We start from the raw sequence: 18915 nt of genomic DNA, 5'->3' as shown, positions 1-18915 counted from the left end.
CCCGGCTTAACGCTTGACCAGGATCACTGGCACCTGCGTATCGCCTGCGTAGTACCGGAACGGGGGCATCTAACCGCTCACGAAACATTCATGTCGTGGCTCTTGAATCTCCTGGCAACCAGCCACATATGGCGACTCGGACAAGCCGGCAACCCGAGACCCATGCGTAAAAAGCAAAATTTTCAGCAAGCGCGCGCACGGATATCCAGCGAGTCGAGCAAGGCCTTGGCGAAGTGTTGACCGAAGGAGAAAGCACGGGACGCTGGGCTCTCCCGGGCGCACTGATCGACGGCCTCACCAGGCTGGTGAACGAGTACGACCGCCAGATCTGCTCGACCCCGGATGCAAATCGTTGCGATGGCCAGCGATCACCTTGACCGGGTGATTGATCTGGCCGAACGTGAAGCGTACTCTTCCCGGTTGCAGAGCCCCGCGGCATTTTAGGCGTACCGCGCCGGGCAGCATGCTCAGCGGCCAGCGCGTGTGGGCTGAATAACCCACAGCGCGCGTCATGCGAACTTCGCCAATCCTAAGCATCGTCACATTGGTGACATCATGGGCTCCGCTGCTTTACAAGCCGATTCTCAGGGTCGTGGACGTCAATTGCCGGGGTAAGCGCTGAACTTCCTCTCATGGCGGGCAAGTCGCCGCGGCGTTGCGAACCGCGCTCGAAAGGGCTCGACGATTGCAGGGTCAACTGCCACTGGCATGTCCAGGAGTCCGTGATCACGAAACCATGCGAATCGGTGCCGCCCGTTTGAAAAAGCCACTTCGCCGCGGCTCAGGCCGATCTCCGGTACCTGAATGGGGCGATGCAGATTCGCCGCGAGCCACTTCCCGAAGAATGCATAGCGATCATCCAGGCCGCCCTTGCCACCGGGCCCAACATAGAGACCCTTATCGTGCTGCCACGACGCGTCGATCGCGTTGACGGAGACCCAAACGATGGGATCAGCAGGGATGCAGTGTGTCCAGACCAGCCGTTCATAGTTCACTTTTATTGCCCTTCAAAAGCGTGGCCCTCAGATCTTCGGAGATGACCATGGCCGTCATGGCGCGAGCCGTTCGATATGGTCTTCGCCAAACTTCGCGATATCGGGCTTTCACGTAACCTGCTCGCCGTATGATGCCCACATCCGCTTGTTGTGGAACGACCACGATATAGAAACTGAATTTGACGCTCGCCGACGTTTCGCAAGGTCGCGGCCATATTGTCGATGAATATGCAATTAAGTGTAACAACAATGCATCTCTCTCGACCAGCAAAGCTGTATTGATGTCGCCGTGCCGTCCGTCGTCTCACGGCATCCCCTGCGGTCGTCCATTGCGGGCAGTCGAACTCCGTGGATAATCGGCCACAGCAAGTGCAATACGGAGCCGAGCGAAATGGACCAGGTAATGCGCATGAAGGATGTCGTGAAAAAGATTGGCCTGTGCCGGGCGACCATCTATGCAATGATCAGCCGCGGAGAATTCCCCCGGCCTATCCGCATCGGAGAACGTGCAACAGGCTGGCGCGAGTCGGAACTGGAGGCGTGGCTTGCGAACCGCACTGAAGCAAGGGAGCGGTCGGCGTCGACGCTACCATCGGGCCGCTGATTTGCCGCTTGCAAGATCAAGAGCCCACTGCCAGCATCGTGCCACGGCATCCCGACGCGCCACACCGGCAGACATAGCTGGGCGTCGCTTCTTCGTCTGTTGGATCTGCAATGGCCAACTGGCAGTCAAGAAACAGTTCCTCACCGGGCGTGACCGCAGTCGACGCATGAATGTACACGCGGTCTTCGATTTCGATCGCCTCGCAATTGGCGTTGCATGAGTGATTGAGCCAGCGCGCGCTGTTTCCCCGACGCCCGCCGTCAATGACGCGTCCGTCCGACAGCCCGAAGAAATACGTGTGGCCGGCGGTGCCGGTGCTTCCATGCTGCCTGAGGGCGGCTGTCCACCTGATCGTCTCGCCCTTGTATTCGATAATTCGCTCGCCGGCTTCGAGTGCCCGTCATGCGAACACGTCACGCCCATGCACGGGCGAGCGTCGAACCACTACATGTCGGCGAATGACCTGTCTGTCCTCTTTTTTCATGGCCAAAGTATAGGGCGACAGATTGCGATCTACGTGTACTTCTTGAAGTACTTCGCCATGTTCCATACCGCGATCACAATCATGATCGACACCGGCCAGAAAAGCAGCCAGATCGGCAGCCGTACCGGCGCGACGAGCCAGATGACCGCAGTCAACGGGATCACGCCGAACGTCAGAAAGCGTTTCGCGTGATGGTAACGGGTCGCCGACTCGTGTCCGCCCTGCGCGCGCCTCACGTGTCGCGCCGCCAGACCGTCGGCCACGGCAACAGCAATCGCGAGCACGAACTGCGGAATCGTCATTGCGAGCATCGCGATGCGAACGCCGAAGAGCTTGATCCCGTACATTGCCACCATGAGCGCCTCGCGCGTCGCCCCGGAAAACGCCGGTTGCAGGTAGGACCCCAAACCATGCGAAGGCAGGACGCCTGCCTCCCATGCCCGCGCCGACGCATCGACGCCGGTCCAGCCGAACCAGCCCCAGTACGCGGCGTCCGCCGCCCACGCAGCCAGCCCGGGATCGGTCGTCTCGCTCAGGTAATAGCGAAGCAGCGCCTGCATCCCACCCACCGGGTCATCGCGCCACAGCGTTTGCGCCGTGGCGAGATCCGCCAGCACCGCGAGGATGCTGGCGAGCAGCAGCCAGAGGACAACGTGGATCGCCAGATCGACGATCCAGAAGAAAGACTTCACACCATCGGCATTACCGTCGCGCGTTTTCGCCGCCATGGTCGCTCGTCTATCGTCAGAACCCGGCACCCTTGCCCTGCACCGTCCACGGTCCAGAGATCGGTGCGGGCGTACCGGCATCCGCGTGGACCGGCATGAAGCTGCCTACGGCGCCGCCAATAGCATCGGGCGACACACCTCCTGCCTCGTCGAACGGCGCCACCGCCTGGACATAGGACGCATAGCGGGATCGCATGTCTGCCACCACGTCGTCCAGCCCCGGCAGCATGATCGGGTCATGCGCGTCGAGCAGCGGCAGCCGTACCTTGACCAGCTGGCCGCCCTCGATGAGCGCGAACGCCTGGCCCTTGGGCAACTGCGTCAGATCAGATGCCTGCAGCATCGGTACCTGTCGTACCGAGATCTGGTCGTGTGTCTGCGCCGTGAAATGCACGCCCTCGCCGTGCCTTACCGCATCCGTCGCGGACGACGCAAGCGTCAGTGATTTCACATCGACCATCGGGAGCTGGTCGGTCAGAATCTTCGCGGTCGTGACGTACTTCACCCGCAGCATCACGACCGTATTGAAGTTCCCGAAAATCTGTTCGGCCTTCGCCCTTGAGCCGATCCTGGCTTCAAGATCAGCGCTCGTCTGCGTGTAGGCGGTGACCTGATAACCGGCGCCGCCCGCCTTGTTGACCAACGGCACGAATTCGTCGCCGACCAGTTCGTTGAACTCGTCCGCATGGATCGAGACGCGCCGCCGGCCGCCTGCCGTGCTTTGCCCATAGCCATGCCCGTACTTGTAGATGCGGCCCGCGGTCGACGTCAGGTCCGCGAACATCGCATTGCCGACCACGCCAGCCACCTCGAAATCCGACAACGCGTCCAGTCCGACATACACAATCCCGCCGCGATCCATCACGCGATTCCAGTCGAACACGGGACGCGGATCGTGGGGATCATCATAGTCGGGCGACAGGAGTTCTGATGTGCGACCTGTGGTGAGCTTTTCCAGGAGCGGATACAGCGACGACACGAGCTTGTCGAAATACGAGCGTTCGTTGCTGATGACCGACAGCAGGCCATTGGCGATCGGATCGGTCCAGCCCTGCTGCCGGATCAGGTTCGCCACCTGCAGCACTTCCTGGTTGCGCTGCAGGCGCATCGCCTGCTTCGCCTCTTCCTTGTCCAGCGGCTCGAGCCCGTCCTCCCATCCCGGGTAATCACGATCGAGCCAGAAGCGGAAGTACCGTAACGCGAGCCCGTCGATGTTCACCGCGTTCCGGTAAATCATCTCGTAGGTTGGGCGAATCCCGAGCGCACTCATCGCCCGGGCCATTACGTTCACGAAACGCCAGACAAAGTCGCGAAATGCAGCGGACTGCCCCTCCTTCGGCAGATTGCCGGCAATGCGCGTGGCAACCTCGGTGATCCGCGAATACGTGCCGATCGGGCTATAGCGCGCCGACCTGTCGGGATAGCCGAGGTGGAAGAACGTGAACTCGCTCTCCCGCCCGCAACGTTTCGCTTCCGCATACATGCGCAGCAGCAGGTCGACGTCGCCCTTCGGATCGAACACGATCACGACGTCACCGCGGCGGATGTCCTGGGCCACCAGCACCTCGCACAGGCGGGTCTTGCCCACGCGCGTTGTCCCAAGCACGGCCATGTGCCCCACACGCTCGGCCATGTCGAACCAGATGGCCCGCTCGTCCGGTTCGACGCCATGCAGCGCGGGGTCTCCTCCAACTGGCGGCAACGGCGCGACGGGATTCCACCGTGCCTCACGGCGGGTCACCTGTGCAATCCGGCTACCGGGATAGCGGCGCTCATGGTCCCGCGCCCGGTCGTACAGGTCATTGCGGGCAAGCAGCCGGCGATTTTCGGGAAAACGGGCCTGATAGAGCCGCTGCGTGTGAATAACGCTCCAGCGAAAGCCGCGTCCGAGGAACACCTCCTTCGCGGAGCACGGAATGTCGGCTGCGGGGATCACGTACTGCGGCAAGCGGCGAAGATTGCGCTGGAAGCGGATCAGCCGCCACGCCTGTCGCCCGCGAACGTAGGCGAGTGACAGCAGCGCGAGGGTCGTGACGCCGCCCGTCGCGGGCGTGATGAGAAAGAGTGCCGGGTGGGACCAAAGGATGCCGGTCGCAGCGAGCGCCCCAATGGAGGACACCAGTTCGACGGGCCTGCGAAAGAAGTTCTCGACCGGATACGCCATCGCCGTCGCCCCGGTGCCTCGTTACGCCTCAGACGACCGAGGTGAATCGGCGTCTTGCGCTACGACCGCCTTCTGCTTCGACTGGATCATCACGTTCGGCGGCGGCACGGGACTGAAGAACCGCTCAGGCTCCGGAACGAGCATCGCAGATAACTGACGGCCGCCGGCGCCCTTGATCGTGTAGTGGAGCAGATAGGAGCGCCCCGCGCCGCCCGCATCGGCGGTCACCGGATAGCCGGACTTCTGGAAATCACGCTGGACCTGCTTCCACGGTTCCGGGGTTGCGCCATCTTCCGCCAGCGTCTGTTCGATCGCGTCGGGATGAGCCTGCGCGAAATCGCGGAAGATCGCGGGCGTCACCAGCAGCATACCCTCCGGCACAAAATGTACACGGGCCATCGATTCGTTGTACGGCAACCCGCCATTGGCAACCCCCTCCTGCACCCAGGCCATGAACCGTTCGGCATTTGGCCGCGGCTGCCGGGCACCCGCCCGGGAGGCAATGGATCGCGACGGAACCCGCGCCTTCTCGCGCGGGCGAACCGGGGCGCTCACCAGATCCGGTACGAGTGCAGGATCTCTTCTCCCGTCGCGATCAACGATTTCATCGTTCAGCACGGCGGCGCTCTCTGCGTCCGGCAGATAAGCCTGCTCACGCTCGTTCATGGACGGCGTGCCGGCATCGAACGCAGCGCTCTCCTGCGGGTCGGGCAAGTCATCGGCCGCGACTGGCGACGACGTTTGCGGGCCAAGCTCTGCGTGTGCTTCAGTCACGCCCTCATCAGTGAGCTCGACACATTCAGCTGTCGGGTTCGGCACAGCGCCCACTTCGATAACCTGAACCGAGGCCGCCGGTAGCGCACGCGGATAGCGAGCCGGATCGGCGTAGAGCCGATCGAGCGGAAAGCGCAGGACCGTGAACGTTTGCTGCCAGGCACCAATCGTCACTGTGATGGTCCAGATGGCGCCGCCTTCCGGCGTCGGCACCAGCGCACCGTATTCCTGCCACGTGTCGAAGAGCCGGTTGTTGTCCGACGGGATGCCAGCCGCGCCGCGCTGTTGCTCTTCATGCGACGCGACGTAAGTGCGGACAGCCTCGGCCAGCGTTTTCGCCACGCACCACAGCGATTCGCCGTCGCAATAGCCGGTGGCTCCCGCACGGTTAAGCGGCACGCCGCCCTCGGCCAGAAGCCGTCGCAGCCCTTCCATCAACCGCTCGATCAACGGAACCGCGCGCGCCGTCGCAAACCGCGTACGGGGACCGGCGAGCAGGTTTTCCGCTACCGAGCGGCGATCCGCATCGCCGACGATCTTCGCCAGCGCGCTGTCTTTCGAGCTGGTCTCGCCGGATAGGTAGGCAGCTAGTTCATGCAGCACCGGCGGATACTGGGCCAGCCAGCTCAATGACGCCGGTGGCACGACGCGCTGCAGCAGCACGATGGCAAGACGCGAATGGGCGCCGTAATCGCGCTCGCCAGGCGCCGGGAAATCCACGCGATACCACTCGCCACCCTGCCCGTTCATGCTGCCGGCCATCGGCACCCAGGGACGGAGTTCGTGCCTGCAAACCAGTTCGACCTTCAGATCCGCGAGCGGCTTGCCGATGTCGTGCAGCAGCGCGCCGACCAGGACCGCATAACTGCACCGCGCTCCGTGCTGCATCTGGTCTTCGGGACTCGCCCCCAGCGGCAGCCGGTACCCCTCACGGAAATGCAGCGCATAGCGCGCCACCTCGAGCAGGTGAATCAGCAGGCCGCCCGGTTGCGCGTGATGATGCGATTCCGATGCGGGCAGGAGCTGCACGAATTCCGTGAGCCGCTGCAGCAACGGTTCGAGGTCGCGCTTCTCGCTGTCGAAAGACAGACCCAGACTGCTGGCGATACGCCGGACTGTCCCCTCAACACCGGTTCGCTGAATCAGCTCACGGTATCCCAGTACCGGCAGGTATTGCGGCGAAGGCGGCACGCTGCGCCTGACAGGCTGCGCGGGCGGCGCAGCCGGAGGCAGCGGCGGAGTCGCATGCACCGTCGCTTGTTGCAACTTCAACCAGTCAACGGCATTGGCAAAAGCCATGTGGGGTTTCCGGCTGAACGGGAGAACGGGATCAGCCTCGGTCGTGAGGCCTCGCGAAAGGTCGCCATGGTTGAACGGTACGCATCGCGCTGCTGGAACCGACGCAAATAACTGCGCGACGGGATGCCGCACCGCGCAGTCATACTGCTCCACAGATGGTCTCACTTGCGAGCCGCCGGCCGGTCCTTTCCCGGCCTTCTGCGGCAAAGGCCGCAGCGTTTTTCTCTCTTGCAGCAGAACCCCTTTTTTGCACTTCGCCGTTTGCGCCTTTGAGCGGGTGATGCGATTCATCCCAGCATCACCCGCGGCCTTTGGATTGGGCCCTTCCCTTTACGCGTCCTTCATTCCCCTTGCCTTTCCAGCTTTCTTGCAACGCCTTTATCCCGCAATGGACAGCACGCGCGCTGTCGGCTCCGTTCATTGGCCCCGTCAAAAAATGACGGCGCGAGCCGCAGCGCTTTGCTGCTGGCATTCCGGCCATACCGGCACCTGCGCTGCCTACAGTGAAGCCGTCAGTCCTTCCCCCTGGACTGACGCGCGCTGTTGACCTGCCGGGCTGCGCCCCGCTCCCGGCAGGTTCTTTTTCGCAGATTCTTTTTCGCAGCTTCTGTTTCCTTCAGGCAACCCCAACCGGATGAGGTCAACGTGAAGCGGGTCCCGATGATGTCCCTGTGCACATTGCTCGTTGCAGCGACCAGCCGCGCCGACTGCATCGACGATGCCGCGCGGTTCCATTACGTCAACGTCCAGCTGGTACGCGCGATCGCCACCATCGAATCGGGACAGCGCGCGGGTGTCGTCCATCTGAATGATGACGGCACCACCGACATTGGGCTGATGCAGATCAACAGCCGGTGGCTCGTGACGCTCTCGCGCTTCGGCGTCTCGCGCGCAGGCCTCCACGACGGCTGCACCAATGCCTATGTCGGCGCATGGATCCTGTCGCAGAACATCCATCGCCTCGGACTCACATGGGATGCCATCGGTGCGTACAACGCCGGCACACGCGAGAAGCGCATTGCCTATGCGCGACGCGTCTACCGCGAATTGCGCCTGGCTCCGGCACCCGTGGCTCAGCCGCAGGAAGCCGTGACCGCCAGGCATTCCAGCTCGAACTTCATTGCCCGGCTTTTTGAACCCATCGCATGGGGGAACGCGCAATGAGCCGGCTCACGTACGAATACGCGATCGAGGTACTGAACGATTACCTCGGCCCGCTGCAACCGATGCTCGCCGATCCCGACGTGCAGGAAATCATGGTCAACCGCGCGGACACCATTTTCGTCGAGCGCAACGGCATCATCTCGTTTGTGGCCGGGTGCGACCTGAATCCTGACGCGCTCGATCGCGCGATCACGATCCTCGCCAACGTCAATGCGAAAGCGCAGACCCCACTGCTCGATGCGCGGCTGCCCGGCCTTCGTCTTGCCGCAGCCCGCCAGCCGGTCGCCATTCACGGCGATATGCTGTCGATCCGAAAGCACGCGCGCCGCCGCATCGGTCTGGCCGACTACGTGCGCAGTGGCGCGTTAGACGTACTGCCTGCCGCGCAGCGCGCCTTCTCCCCGCGCCGCAATGCGGCCCTGCTCGACCGGCTGTCAGGCGGTGGTGCCGCGTTGTGCGAGTTCTTCCAGTGGGTCATGCGTGAGCGGATCAATGTCGCATTTTCGGGCGGCACTTCGTCCGGCAAGACCACGTTGCTCAACGCGATGATCGATGCGATGCCGGCAAGCGACCGGATCGTTACCATCGAGGATACAGCGGAGCTTCAGGTCCACGCGCCGAACCACGTGGGCCTGGAAGCCAACCTCGGCATCACCATCCGCGATCTCGTGCGCTTCTCGCTGCGCATCCGCCCCGACCGGATCATCGTCGGCGAAGTGCGCGGCGCTGAAGCCTTCGACCTGATGGAAGCGCTCAACACGGGACACCCCGGCTCCATCGTGTCGTTTCACGCTGACTCGGCTGACACGGCACCCGCGCGACTCGAATCGCTCATCCGCATGAGTGACGAGGGGCGCCTGATGAGCATCGCCGACCTGCGCCAGAAGATTGCCTCGACGTTCCGATTCTTCGTGCATGCCGAGCGGCAGGGCGCGATACGCGGCCCCGTCGAAATCCGCGAAGTGCTCGGCGTCGAGCACGACCGTTACCGCACGCGCTGTCTCTTTTCCCGCTACGCCGATGTCGAGGAGGCAGCCCATGCCTGAAACAACCCATACCTCCCGGGGCGTGATTGCCATGCGCCGCGCGGTCTCCCCTGCCGTCGGCTGGTGTCGCGCAGTTCGCACAGCGTGGCGAAGTCTTGTGCTGCTCCATGAACGTCCCATCCGGGCAGTCCTCACTGCGTTGTGGCTTGGCTCGATCCCGGTTATCGCTCATGCGGGCATCTGGAACGGTGGCCTGTGCACCGTCTATCAGGACGTGCTCGACAACGAGCTGCTGGAAGTCGTGTCCCTCTCCGCACTGGTCGGCTCGATCGTGCTGTGGCTGCTCGACGATGGTCGCAGCAACATCAAGACGCACGTACTGCGCGGGGTGCTCGGCACGCTTGCGATTCTCAACATGCCGCTGCTGTGGGCACAGGTCTTCAACCATGGCGCGGCCTGCACCGGCACGCTCTGACGGACACCTCTGAGGACACACGCAATGGACGCACAGCACGCCGATCAACGCGCGGACAGCGAACCGGACAATCCGCTCGCGGCACGCATCCGCAAGACGATGCTCGAACAGTTCCTGCTGCTCGGCATCGACCGTCGCTGGTGCATCGCACAGGGTGCCATCGTGATCACGTTTGCCGCCGGTATGCGCAACGCGTGGGTGCTGCTCGCGGTGCTGGTGACGCACCCGGTGCTGTGGCTTGCCGTGCGGCGCGATCCGGACCAGATCCGCTGCTACACCAAATACAGCCGCCAGGGCGATTACTACGAACCGCGCCATCTCCTGCGCCAGAAGGTCAACGCGCGCCCGAAAGGCTTTGCGCGAGGGTTGCCATGCTGAAGTCCGCCTTTGCACGCTCCCCGTTCGACAGCGAATCGCTGGCCCGCGTTGCACGACGCACTGATGGCGATCGGCGCTCGACCGCCGAACTGGTGCCGTGGCTCTTCCGCTTTAGCGACGCGCTCGTCGTCAACAAGGACTCAGCGTTGATGGCGACGTACGCGTTTTCAGGACCCGACGCCGATGCGCTGTCGACGGGCCACATCCTCGAACTGATGGACAACCTTGTCACGTCCCTGCGCGACACGGCGCGCCGTCCGGTCACGATGTGGTGGACCGTCCACCGCCGGCGCAGCGCGCAGTATCTCAGCGCACCGATGCCGGATCCGGTTTCACAGCAGGTGGACGACGCCCGACGGGCAACGTTCGAGCAGGCTGCGAACTATACAAACCGTCACTACGTGACCTTCACGCTGGCGCCCGAGGTCGGCATCGATCGCTTCGCGGGCAAGGTCTCGCACGGGATGACGCGCGACGGGCTTCCCGTCGCCCGGTCGCTGATGCAGGCCGTGCGCGGCACGTTCTCGGACCAGTACCTGTTCGCGTACACCGCCTCGGAACTTGCGACCGTCGTCGAAACGTTCGAGCACATCCTGTTTGGCTTCGTGGCCGGCAACCCGCGCCTCGCCTGCCGACGGCTGTCCGGCGACCGGTTGGGTGCCTTCATGCACGCCTGCGGCTCGCCCGCCAGCGATCATCTGCAGGCCGTGCCGGTCCCCGACATTCCTGCGCTCGACGTCGCCATGTGCGATACCGAAGTGCGGCCCGGCCACGACTACCTCCATTTCTACGCTGGCGGTCGCCAGCGCTTCGGGATCGCAGCAGGCATTCCAGGCCGCCGTGACTTCTGGCCGGACAGCGTTCTGCCGACCAGTCTCGACGGCCTGCTCAAGGTACCGGGCGAGGTAACCATCAGTCACTGCTTCCGGGTCACATCCCCTTCTGCCACGATGCGCTTCATCGACGGCGTGCGCCGCTATCACGAAGGACGCCGGCTCGATACGCGATCGCTCCTTGCCGCCACGCTGCGCGGCGGCGACATGTCTGGTGCGCGGCAGAACCAGGCACGTTCGGCGGCGGCCGACGAAGCCAACCGCCGCGCCGGCAAGGTCGAGATGGCTGAAGAGCTGTACGGGTACTACAACCTGTCCGTGCTGTCGTACTCGCCAGTATTCGAGACAGGGCCGTTCGATGATGGCCACGCCGCTGACGCGGCATGGACCCAGGCCGTGGCCACCCACAAGGCGGTAGAGGAAGCGCTGCGCGCAGCGCACTTCACGCCGTTGCGCGAAACCCTTCACGCCCTTTCTGCGTTCGCAACCACGATTCCCGGCATGTGGCGCGAATGTGCGCGATGGTCGTTCATCGACACGGAAGCCCTTTCCCGCCTGCTGCCGCTGCGCGGTGTCTCGGACGGCCACCGCATCAACGAGCATCTGACAAAGGAAACCGGCGTGCTTTGTCCCGCGCTGGCTGCGTTCCCAACGGAGTTCGGCACACCCTACTGGTTTACCGGCTTTCTGGGTGATGTCGGGCACATGCTGGTATGTGGGCGCACCGGCTTCGGCAAGACGATCTTCATGCTGCTGTGCGCGACGCTCTTTCGCAAGTATCCGAACGCCCGGCTCTATGGCTTCGACAAGGATCTGTCGATGCGCATCCCGACGATCCTGCAGGGTGGTCGCTACATGCATTTCGACAGCGAGGCGGGAGACGTCCACAGCGACGAGCGTGCGCAGATGAATCCGCTGGTGCTGCTGGCTGATCAGCGGCATCTCGAATTCCTCGTCGAATGGGTCGTACTGCTCGTGCAGCAACGCGGCACGTATCGCGTGAGCGCCGGCGACCGGCGCGAGCTGGAAACGGCATTCGCCGCGGTTCGTAGCCGGGGCAGCCGCACCGACCGGCGGCTCTGGCGACTGGGCACGGTCCACGCGTCATTGCCGGCAGGGCCGCTCGCGGACGAACTGGCGCTGTGGGTCGGCGGGGCCGTGCACGCCCACTACTTCGACAATGTCGACGACAGCTTCGATGACGCGCACTGGGTCTCGATGGCAACTGACCGGATTCTCGCGAGCCCGGTGATCGCACGGCCATTCCTGTCGTACGTCACCTACCGCATCCAGGATTCGCTCGAGCAGCGACGCGCGAACGGCGTGATCGGCCCGACGCTCGTGATGCTGCCCGAGATCTGGAACCTCCTCGACGATGAGGCATTCGCCGCGCAGATCGGCAACTGGATCGTCACGATGCGCAAGAAGCTCGGCTGCGTATGGATGGATGCCCAGTCGCCCGAGCAGGTATCGTCCTCGTCCGTCTGGCCGCAGATCCGCGACAACGTACTCGTGCGCGTGTTTGTGCCCGTCGAGAACTTTACGCCCTCCGCGAAGACCGCCTACCAGCGCGACTTCGGCCTGTCCGACGGTCAGATCCGCACGATCCAGAAGCTCGTCGCAAAGCGCGACTACTTCATCGCCGAACAGGGTGGCGCGTCGCGGCGCATTTCGGTGCCGCTCGATCCCCGCTCAATCGCAATCCTGCGCTCGGAAATGAGCGCCCAGATCGTCTTCGACCGGCATCTGCATTCGGGTTATCCGGACTGGAAGGAACGGTACACCGACGAAGCCGCAGCGCAGGCGCGCGGCGATGCAATGCCCGCGCCCGAGCCGGAGGCCGGCCATGCGTAACGCCCTGCTCGGCCGCATCGGCGCACCGGTCGTCATTTGTCTACTTGTGCACGTCAGTGCTGCCCGGGCCGGTGGCGGCATGACCGGCGGCGCCACGGAGATCACGCAACTCCTGAATCACGCGGAACTGGCTTCGTCCGTTTCGCAGCAGGCGCAGATGGTCGAACAGAACGTCCAGGCGCAGATCACGCGCCTGCAGCAGTATGTGACGATGGTCCAGAACCTGAAGCAGGTGCCGGCTTCTCTCATCGACCAGACGATCGCCCCCTACCGCACACAGATGGCGAACTTCCAGTCGCTGTCGACAGCGATCACGCAGCTGCAGCAGGCGGCGAACGCCACGAGTGGCCTGTTCGGGCGCAGCCTGTCGGAGATGAACTCGACCGGCATGTCACCGGCGCAGTGGCTGTCGGCCTACACGTCGCTTGCCTCGACGCGTGGCGGGATCTACCAGCAGCAGCTCACGCAGGACATGCAGAACCTGAACACGCTCGCCGCTCGCGCGGAGAACCTGCAGCAGATCCAGTCCCAGATTCCGAATGTCACCGGCGCCGTACAAGGGCTGCAGATGCTGAACCAGCAGTCGAACGTGCTTGCCGGCGAAATGGTGGACCTGCACGCGCTCATGCAGCGCCAGGTCGCGCAGCAGATGCAGGACCGCGCCGGCGAGGCGCAGGCCCAGGGCAATGCCGCGCAACTCGCCGCCGCGCGCGCCGCAGCGATGGGCCGGGTCAACCAGCAGGAACAGCAGACGACGCAGGGCGCGCCGGACTTCGATCTGCTGCAGAACCCGTGACCCGGAGGCGACGATGCTGCTGCGCTGGCTGATCCGCTCGCTGTGCATGACACCTGCCGAACTGCGGCTCGTCCTCGGGGGTGTACGCGCGTACCGTGGCCACCGTCAGACCATCGACGAGGAACGAGACGCGCAGTGGCGCTTCGACCGGCGGATCACGCGCAATACCCGCCTGTCCCTGCTCACAGGACTCCTGATCGTGCAGGTCGACAGCCCGCAGGTCTTTGCGGCCGGCTGGTTCGCGCTGCCGCTCGCTGCACTGCTGGCTATGGTCCGCCTCGCCGGCGGTCTGCGCTAAACGGATGTGGAATCTGAGTCATGAACGACGTCATCTCGGTCCTCAATATACTATTCGCGACGATGCAGACGAAAGGAGGCAGCCTGCAGACGCTGTTCCTGTCAGACGGTCTGGACCTGCTCGCAGCGCTCGGCCTGATCATCGCGACCTGGCACGTGTTCCTGTGGCTGCTCGAGGGCGACTTCCCCGGCTTCTTCGCGAACCTGTTTCGCCACCTGATCAGGTGCGCGGTCATCCTGGTGCTGCTCACCGCGTGGAGCACCACGGTTCATAGCTATTTCGTCGACAACATGCAAACGATGGCCTCACGCGTGTCCGGCGGCGACGGCAATCCTGGCGATCTGCTGCGTGCGCTCGTCAATGCCGCCTCGACCATCATGCAGGGCGTGCGCACCGAAGCCGCCCAGGTGTGCGAGGAGGTGCCCGATGTCACACCCGAAGGCGTTGTGATTCCGAACACCGAACATCAGGAATGCGGTGCGACGAGTGACGCAGGGGCGAACTCGGCGGGCGTGAGTTCGATCTGGACGCTCGTCAGGAACCTGCCGCTGATCCTGCTCGCGTTCCTCGCGAAAGCGCTGGCGATCATCGCGATCACGCTCATGACGTTGATCTTCGTCGTGGTTGTGCAGTTCGGCTCGTTCCTGCTCGACATTGCCTTCTGCCTCGGACCGGTCCTGATTCCCTGGTATGTGCTGCCTGCCGGTGAATTCCTCTTCGATGGCTGGCTCAGGTTCACGATCTCCGCAGGCCTCTTCAAGGTGGTGGCCTGGCTGATGATGGCGATCGTCTACAGCGGCGTGCTGCCCGGCATCCAGAGCCTCGTGCAGCAGACGGCGATGCAAAGCGGCACAAACAGTGACGCATACTACGCGACGAACTACCTTGCGATGCTCGCGCTTGCGCTCGTCTGCGGCGTAGGGGCTTTCATGATGTGGCAGGTGCCGGACATCGCGAAGTCGCTTGTCTCAGGCGGCGCTGGTGGTGGCTTGCGCGGCTTTGGCAAGGGCGTCATGGGGAACAAGTTGACGCCCAACGTATTGAAATGAGATCAGTGATGCCTACTTTCGTTTTGATGACTCGCATAGTACGCATTCCAGGACGCATCTGCATCTCTGAGATGCTGCTCGTCTGCCTCCCGAGACTGCTGCCTGTCTCGTGGCGTCCGGCTAAATGCCGCCCACGCGAGAAACCCCACTGCTCCCGCGAGCATCATCGCGACGCCGAAATGCTGCGCGCCGACCTGATACAGGAGGAACGCGGCAAACAGGAAAACTGGCAGCACGAAATACAGCAGGATGATCCTGAGTCTGGCCATGGCTGCACCCGCGCAGCAAGTGAACTGGGTTTCAGTCTAGCACCGCACGCGCGGGCCTGCGCGGAGGCATGAGCGATGGATGAACAGATGCCACCGTCGCGTCCGTCCCGTTCAGACCCGGCCGCCCCTGCCGGCACTGATCTCTTCGCGCCGCCCAACACCGGAGAAGCCGTGGCCGCATGGTTCGCTGCATTTCAGCGGCCCGTGTGGGAAAAGCGCCTCGCCATCAAGGTCGCCGCTGCTTTCGCGCTGATTGCAGCCGGCGAATGCGCAGCACTGATCGTCCAGAGTGCGCATAGTGGTCCGCGTCCGTATTTTGTCGAGCATGATGAAAAGAGCGGCGCGGTGTGGGTCTCGGACCGTTACGCCGAAACGTATTCAGTGACCGCGGCCAACAGGCGCTATTTCCTGGTGAAATGGGCCTCACGCGTGTTCACGATCGAGGCCGACAGCCAGGACACGCTCACGCGTCAGATCCCCGCTGCGTTCGGCTGGACATCGGGTGCGGCGACGCGGGAGCTCGAAACCTGGATCACGGTGACCGATCCCGTCGCGCAGCGTGTCGTGCAGACGCCGGGGCTCACCCGTGAATTCGTCGAGAACTCCACCTCGTTCTCGCCCGATGGCCAGGTCGCGTACCTGATCTTCACACTGGTCGAGAGCGTGAACGGCAAACCATCGCGACCGAAACAGATGCTGCTCACGATCAGCTTCCTGCTCGCGCCCGAGACCCTGAAGCCCGGCGAAGAGAAGGACAACCCGATCGGCCTGCGTATCACCCATTTCAGTCTCACGCCCTACCTCGGCGTCAATCCTGGAGCAGCGCAATGAACGTCATTGCATCCGTCACATGCGTCGCGATGCTGCTCGGTGCCAGCATGGCGACGGCCAACGGGCAATCCGCGTCGTCAGCCCCGCCTGCTGCCTCGCCGCTGCCACCGGGCATACCCTCCATGGCACAGAAGCTGCCGGACCCAGCCCCCCCACATCCTGCTCCCTCGTCCTCCCGGCACCGCCGGCAAGCGGCGGCGCTTGCGGCGATCAAAGGTCCCTACCCCGCGCCTGATGACGCGTCGCTCGTCGTATACGACTACGACCCGGACTACTCGTACCCCGTGCTCGTGCGGACCAGCCAGGAAACGCATCTGGTGTTCGGACCAGACGAGGAAGTGGTGGGCGTCTATCTGTCGGATACCGGCAAGCGCTGGCTTGAGCACACCGCTCTGACGAAGCGGGATGTATTTATCGAGGCGCGCCTGCCCGGACTCGAAAATGCCGCCACCATCATCACGTCCCGCCGGCGCTACGAACTCGACCTGCGATCGTCCGATGACGGCAAGGCGTACCACCGGGTCTCGTGGCACTACCTGGGTGCCGACGCGCAGACAACGGTAGGAGAGGTCTCACCGTTTGGCATCGAATACCCGGGTAACGCACCCACGAGCAACGCTGCCGCGCGGCCGGACCGCGCGACGCCCGAAGGGCAGCCGGCATCGGACACGGCGGGGCCGGACGGCCCTCACATTGCGCTCGATCACGCGAACTTCGACTACCGCGTCGAGGGCAAAGCGCCGTTCGCGCCCGTGATCGTGTTCGACGACGGGCGGTTCACGTACCTCCAGCTTCCGCATCAAGCTGAACTGCCCGCCATCTTGCTGATGGACGACAAGGGGGAAGCTGAGATCGCGAGCTTCGTTCCACTTGGCAACGACTTCTACGAGGTCCAGCAGACCGTTCCGTATGGGTTGCTGCTCAAGCGTGGCAAGGAGGAGGTCCGGATCTTCAACGGTCAGGGCAAAGGCTGCGGACTCTTCGGCTGCGATTCAGCGCGCATGACGAACGTCTACGGGAAGCCGTGATCATGGCCGCCCCGCAACACAACGGCCACAGCGGCGCCCCGCTTACGCCCGATCCAGCGCGCCTGACGCGCGTGCGGCGCGATCTCGCGAAAGTGCTGCTAGTCGCGCTGGGCTCTGCCCTAGTCGCGATTGTGCTCGTCCACGCGCTGTCTCACCCGCACGAGAGCGCCGCCGAACGACGCGCGAGAGAGCAGCTCGATGCTGAGGCGCGGCAGCCCAGGGCGTCGCCGGATGCGCTACGCAAGCGGCTGGAGGACCAGCGCAATCTCGCGATGGCCCGAGCAGGAAACGAAACGGCCAGCGCCCCGCTTGGCGGCACGCCGCTTGACGGTATCCCCAAAGGTGCACCCGGCGAAGACGCAGGTCCCCTTCCCCCCAGCTATCACACTTCCAGCCAGTCGGCGGCGAACCGCGATGCCGATCGTCTCGCCCTTCAACGGCAGATCGAAGCGATGCAGAGCCAGTCGCTCGTTGCGTACGAAGACACGACGCGCGGCACCCAGGACGCAGCGGCACGGGCAACCAGTGTCCAGGACCCGGATCGTCCTGCAGGCCGCCTAGCAAACCTTCCGGAACAGTCTGACGCCGCCGCTCAGACGATCCATGGCGCGCCTGACACAGCGTCGTCTGCGTTACAGCAGGCAAGCGTCGCGAGCGGCATTGACCGACGCAACGCGGACTGGCTGAAACAGCAGTCAGACACGGCTGACGATGAGAAACCATTGGTCCCAGTCCCGCTCAGGTCACCGTACATGGTACTGGGCGGCACGCCCATTCCCACGGTCATCCTGCAGGGCGCAAAAAGCGACATGCCAGGCGTCTTCCGCGCGATGGTCGACCGCGACATCTATGACAGCATCGACGGCACCTGCAAGCTCATCCCGAAGGGCACGCGCATTCTCGGCCGGACCAACAATGACGTGGCGATCGGCCAGGACCTGATGCTCATGGCCGCCACCCGGATGATTTTCCGTCACGCGACGATGCGCCTCGACGGCCTGACCGGCAACGATCCCGACGGCGAGGCGGGTGCCAGTGCCGACGTCAACAACCACTTCTTCCGGATCTTCGGCTCGACGTTCCTGATCGCAGGCGTCGCCGCCTGGATCGGCCACAACCAGAACCAGTCGAACGGCACGACGATCAACGTCAACGGCGGCGTGGCGACGGACCTGTCGTCGGCCGCAGCGCAATCGCTGTCACAAACGACGCAAACCATTCTCCAGCGCAACATGAATATCCAGCCGACGCTGAAGCTCGAGCCGGGCCAGCGCATCACGTTCATCACCCAGCGGGACATGATGCTGCCACCCGGCGTCACTGACGGGAGCTGCCATCGATGAAACAAGCCACCACCCTGCTTTCTGCAACCGTCCTCCTCGCCGGCTGCCTGCTCCAGTCAGCCTGCGCCGAACCGCCGCCGATGACGGGGCCCGTCTACGACTTCGACTGGCATCTGAGCGGAGATGCCGAAGCCCGACCGTACCAGGTGTTCGACGACGGCCGGAAGATCTATCTGCAATTCGCCGATCCAAAACGCGTGCCCGCCGTTTTCGCCGACACCGCGGGCGGCCTCCTCCTTCTGCATTGGCGTGCCGATCCGCCGTACATCATCGTTGATCAAATGGAAAACGCGCTTGTATTCCGCGCCTCAGAGCGGGAAGCACGGGCGCTCCGCGCTGCGCCGTCGCGGCCACCGCAAGCCGCACACTTCGGCGCAGCCCAACCCGCGGTGCTCATGCCTGCCGCCTCGTCGGCAGACGTCAACCGCACTTCAGACGCAGCATCGGAAGACAGATAAACGCTGCCCGGTCGTGACTGTCGTGACGCTCTCGTACGCCACAGGGACCGGGCTATGGTCGACTGACCGCATCGATAGGGTAACCGTTGACCGCCAGCAAATTGA

At 63.8% G+C, this 18915-nt stretch carries 18 protein-coding genes and 1 pseudogene; 13 read left to right on the top strand and 6 right to left on the bottom strand.

Annotated elements, in window-relative coordinates; all coding sequences use genetic code 11:
• Window positions 1-599 precede the first annotated feature (599 nt).
• Window positions 600-995, bottom strand: coding sequence for a hypothetical protein (locus tag B0G76_RS08710; protein WP_116140995.1), 396 nt, complete (start codon window positions 993-995; stop codon window positions 600-602).
• 391 nt (window positions 996-1386) lie between these two features.
• On the opposite strand from B0G76_RS08710, the gene B0G76_RS08705 reads away from it, so the two are divergent.
• Window positions 1387-1599, top strand: coding sequence for an AlpA family transcriptional regulator (locus B0G76_RS08705; protein ID WP_116140993.1), 213 nt, complete (start codon window positions 1387-1389; stop codon window positions 1597-1599).
• A 16-nt stretch (window positions 1600-1615) separates the two neighbouring features.
• Here B0G76_RS08705 and B0G76_RS08700 read toward each other — a convergent pair.
• From B0G76_RS08700 to mobH, 4 genes and pseudogenes are all read right to left on the bottom strand, one after another.
• A pseudogene (locus B0G76_RS08700) lies at window positions 1616-2083 on the bottom strand (SET domain-containing protein).
• 29 nt (window positions 2084-2112) lie between these two features.
• On the bottom strand, window positions 2113-2811 hold the full coding sequence (locus tag B0G76_RS08695) for a DUF4400 domain-containing protein (protein ID WP_116140991.1): 699 nt from the start codon (window positions 2809-2811) through the stop codon (window positions 2113-2115).
• A 16-nt stretch (window positions 2812-2827) separates the two neighbouring features.
• Window positions 2828-4975: a type IV conjugative transfer system coupling protein TraD gene (gene traD / locus B0G76_RS08690; protein ID WP_116140989.1), complete on the bottom strand. Its 2148-nt coding sequence runs from the start codon at window positions 4973-4975 to the stop codon at window positions 2828-2830.
• A 21-nt stretch (window positions 4976-4996) separates the two neighbouring features.
• Complete coding sequence (gene mobH, locus B0G76_RS08685) at window positions 4997-7048, bottom strand: MobH family relaxase (RefSeq protein ID WP_116140987.1); 2052 nt, start codon at window positions 7046-7048, stop codon at window positions 4997-4999.
• A 645-nt stretch (window positions 7049-7693) separates the two neighbouring features.
• Here mobH and B0G76_RS08680 point away from each other — a divergent pair.
• From B0G76_RS08680 to B0G76_RS08645, 8 genes are read left to right on the top strand one after another with little or no spacing between them, the layout of a single operon-like run.
• Window positions 7694-8212: a lytic transglycosylase domain-containing protein gene (locus B0G76_RS08680; protein WP_116140985.1), complete on the top strand. Its 519-nt coding sequence runs from the start codon at window positions 7694-7696 to the stop codon at window positions 8210-8212.
• A complete protein-coding gene (locus B0G76_RS08675) occupies window positions 8209-9258 on the top strand; it encodes a CpaF family protein (RefSeq protein ID WP_116140983.1) in 1050 nt (349 codons plus the stop codon). The genes B0G76_RS08680 and B0G76_RS08675 overlap by 4 nt, the downstream gene beginning before the upstream one ends.
• The gene (locus tag B0G76_RS08670; protein ID WP_116140981.1) at window positions 9251-9673 is read left to right on the top strand and encodes a hypothetical protein; all 423 of its coding nucleotides are present in this window, start codon (window positions 9251-9253) and stop codon (window positions 9671-9673) included. The genes B0G76_RS08675 and B0G76_RS08670 overlap by 8 nt, the downstream gene beginning before the upstream one ends.
• Window positions 9674-9697: 24 nt before the next feature.
• Window positions 9698-10051: a VirB3 family type IV secretion system protein gene (locus B0G76_RS08665; RefSeq protein ID WP_243658127.1), complete on the top strand. Its 354-nt coding sequence runs from the start codon at window positions 9698-9700 to the stop codon at window positions 10049-10051.
• The gene (locus tag B0G76_RS08660) at window positions 10045-12738 is read left to right on the top strand and encodes a VirB4 family type IV secretion system protein (RefSeq protein ID WP_116140979.1); all 2694 of its coding nucleotides are present in this window, start codon (window positions 10045-10047) and stop codon (window positions 12736-12738) included. The genes B0G76_RS08665 and B0G76_RS08660 overlap by 7 nt, the downstream gene beginning before the upstream one ends.
• Entirely contained in the window at window positions 12731-13534 is an 804-nt protein-coding gene (locus B0G76_RS08655) for a conjugal transfer protein TrbJ (protein ID WP_258875538.1), read from the top strand. The genes B0G76_RS08660 and B0G76_RS08655 overlap by 8 nt, the downstream gene beginning before the upstream one ends.
• 13 nt (window positions 13535-13547) lie before the next feature.
• The gene (locus B0G76_RS08650; RefSeq protein ID WP_116140978.1) at window positions 13548-13832 is read left to right on the top strand and encodes a hypothetical protein; all 285 of its coding nucleotides are present in this window, start codon (window positions 13548-13550) and stop codon (window positions 13830-13832) included.
• A gap of 20 nt (window positions 13833-13852) precedes the next feature.
• A complete protein-coding gene (locus B0G76_RS08645; RefSeq protein ID WP_116140976.1) occupies window positions 13853-14881 on the top strand; it encodes a type IV secretion system protein in 1029 nt (342 codons plus the stop codon).
• 2 nt (window positions 14882-14883) lie between these two features.
• On the opposite strand, the gene B0G76_RS08640 is transcribed toward B0G76_RS08645, so the two are convergent.
• The gene (locus tag B0G76_RS08640) at window positions 14884-15150 is read right to left on the bottom strand and encodes a hypothetical protein (protein WP_116140974.1); all 267 of its coding nucleotides are present in this window, start codon (window positions 15148-15150) and stop codon (window positions 14884-14886) included.
• A 75-nt stretch (window positions 15151-15225) separates the two neighbouring features.
• Here B0G76_RS08640 and B0G76_RS08635 point away from each other — a divergent pair, with 75 nt between their 5' ends.
• The 4 genes from B0G76_RS08635 to B0G76_RS08620 are packed head-to-tail and all read left to right on the top strand — an operon-like array spanning window position 15226 to window position 18810.
• Entirely contained in the window at window positions 15226-15981 is a 756-nt protein-coding gene (locus tag B0G76_RS08635) for a VirB8/TrbF family protein (protein ID WP_116140972.1), read from the top strand.
• Complete coding sequence (locus B0G76_RS08630) at window positions 15978-17009, top strand: TrbG/VirB9 family P-type conjugative transfer protein (protein ID WP_116140970.1); 1032 nt, start codon at window positions 15978-15980, stop codon at window positions 17007-17009. Before B0G76_RS08635 ends, B0G76_RS08630 begins: the two co-directional genes overlap by 4 nt.
• Window positions 17010-17011: 2 nt before the next feature.
• A complete protein-coding gene (locus B0G76_RS08625; protein WP_116140968.1) occupies window positions 17012-18352 on the top strand; it encodes a TrbI/VirB10 family protein in 1341 nt (446 codons plus the stop codon).
• A complete protein-coding gene (locus tag B0G76_RS08620) occupies window positions 18349-18810 on the top strand; it encodes a TrbG/VirB9 family P-type conjugative transfer protein (RefSeq protein WP_116140966.1) in 462 nt (153 codons plus the stop codon). Before B0G76_RS08625 ends, B0G76_RS08620 begins: the two co-directional genes overlap by 4 nt.
• The last annotated feature ends 105 nt before the right edge of the window (window positions 18811-18915 follow it).

Source organism: Paraburkholderia sp. BL23I1N1, assembly GCF_003610295.1.
Classification (GTDB): Bacteria; Pseudomonadota; Gammaproteobacteria; order Burkholderiales; family Burkholderiaceae; genus Paraburkholderia.
The sequence above is the reverse complement of the archived record's forward strand: the minus strand, read 5'-3'. Positions and strand labels throughout refer to the sequence as shown.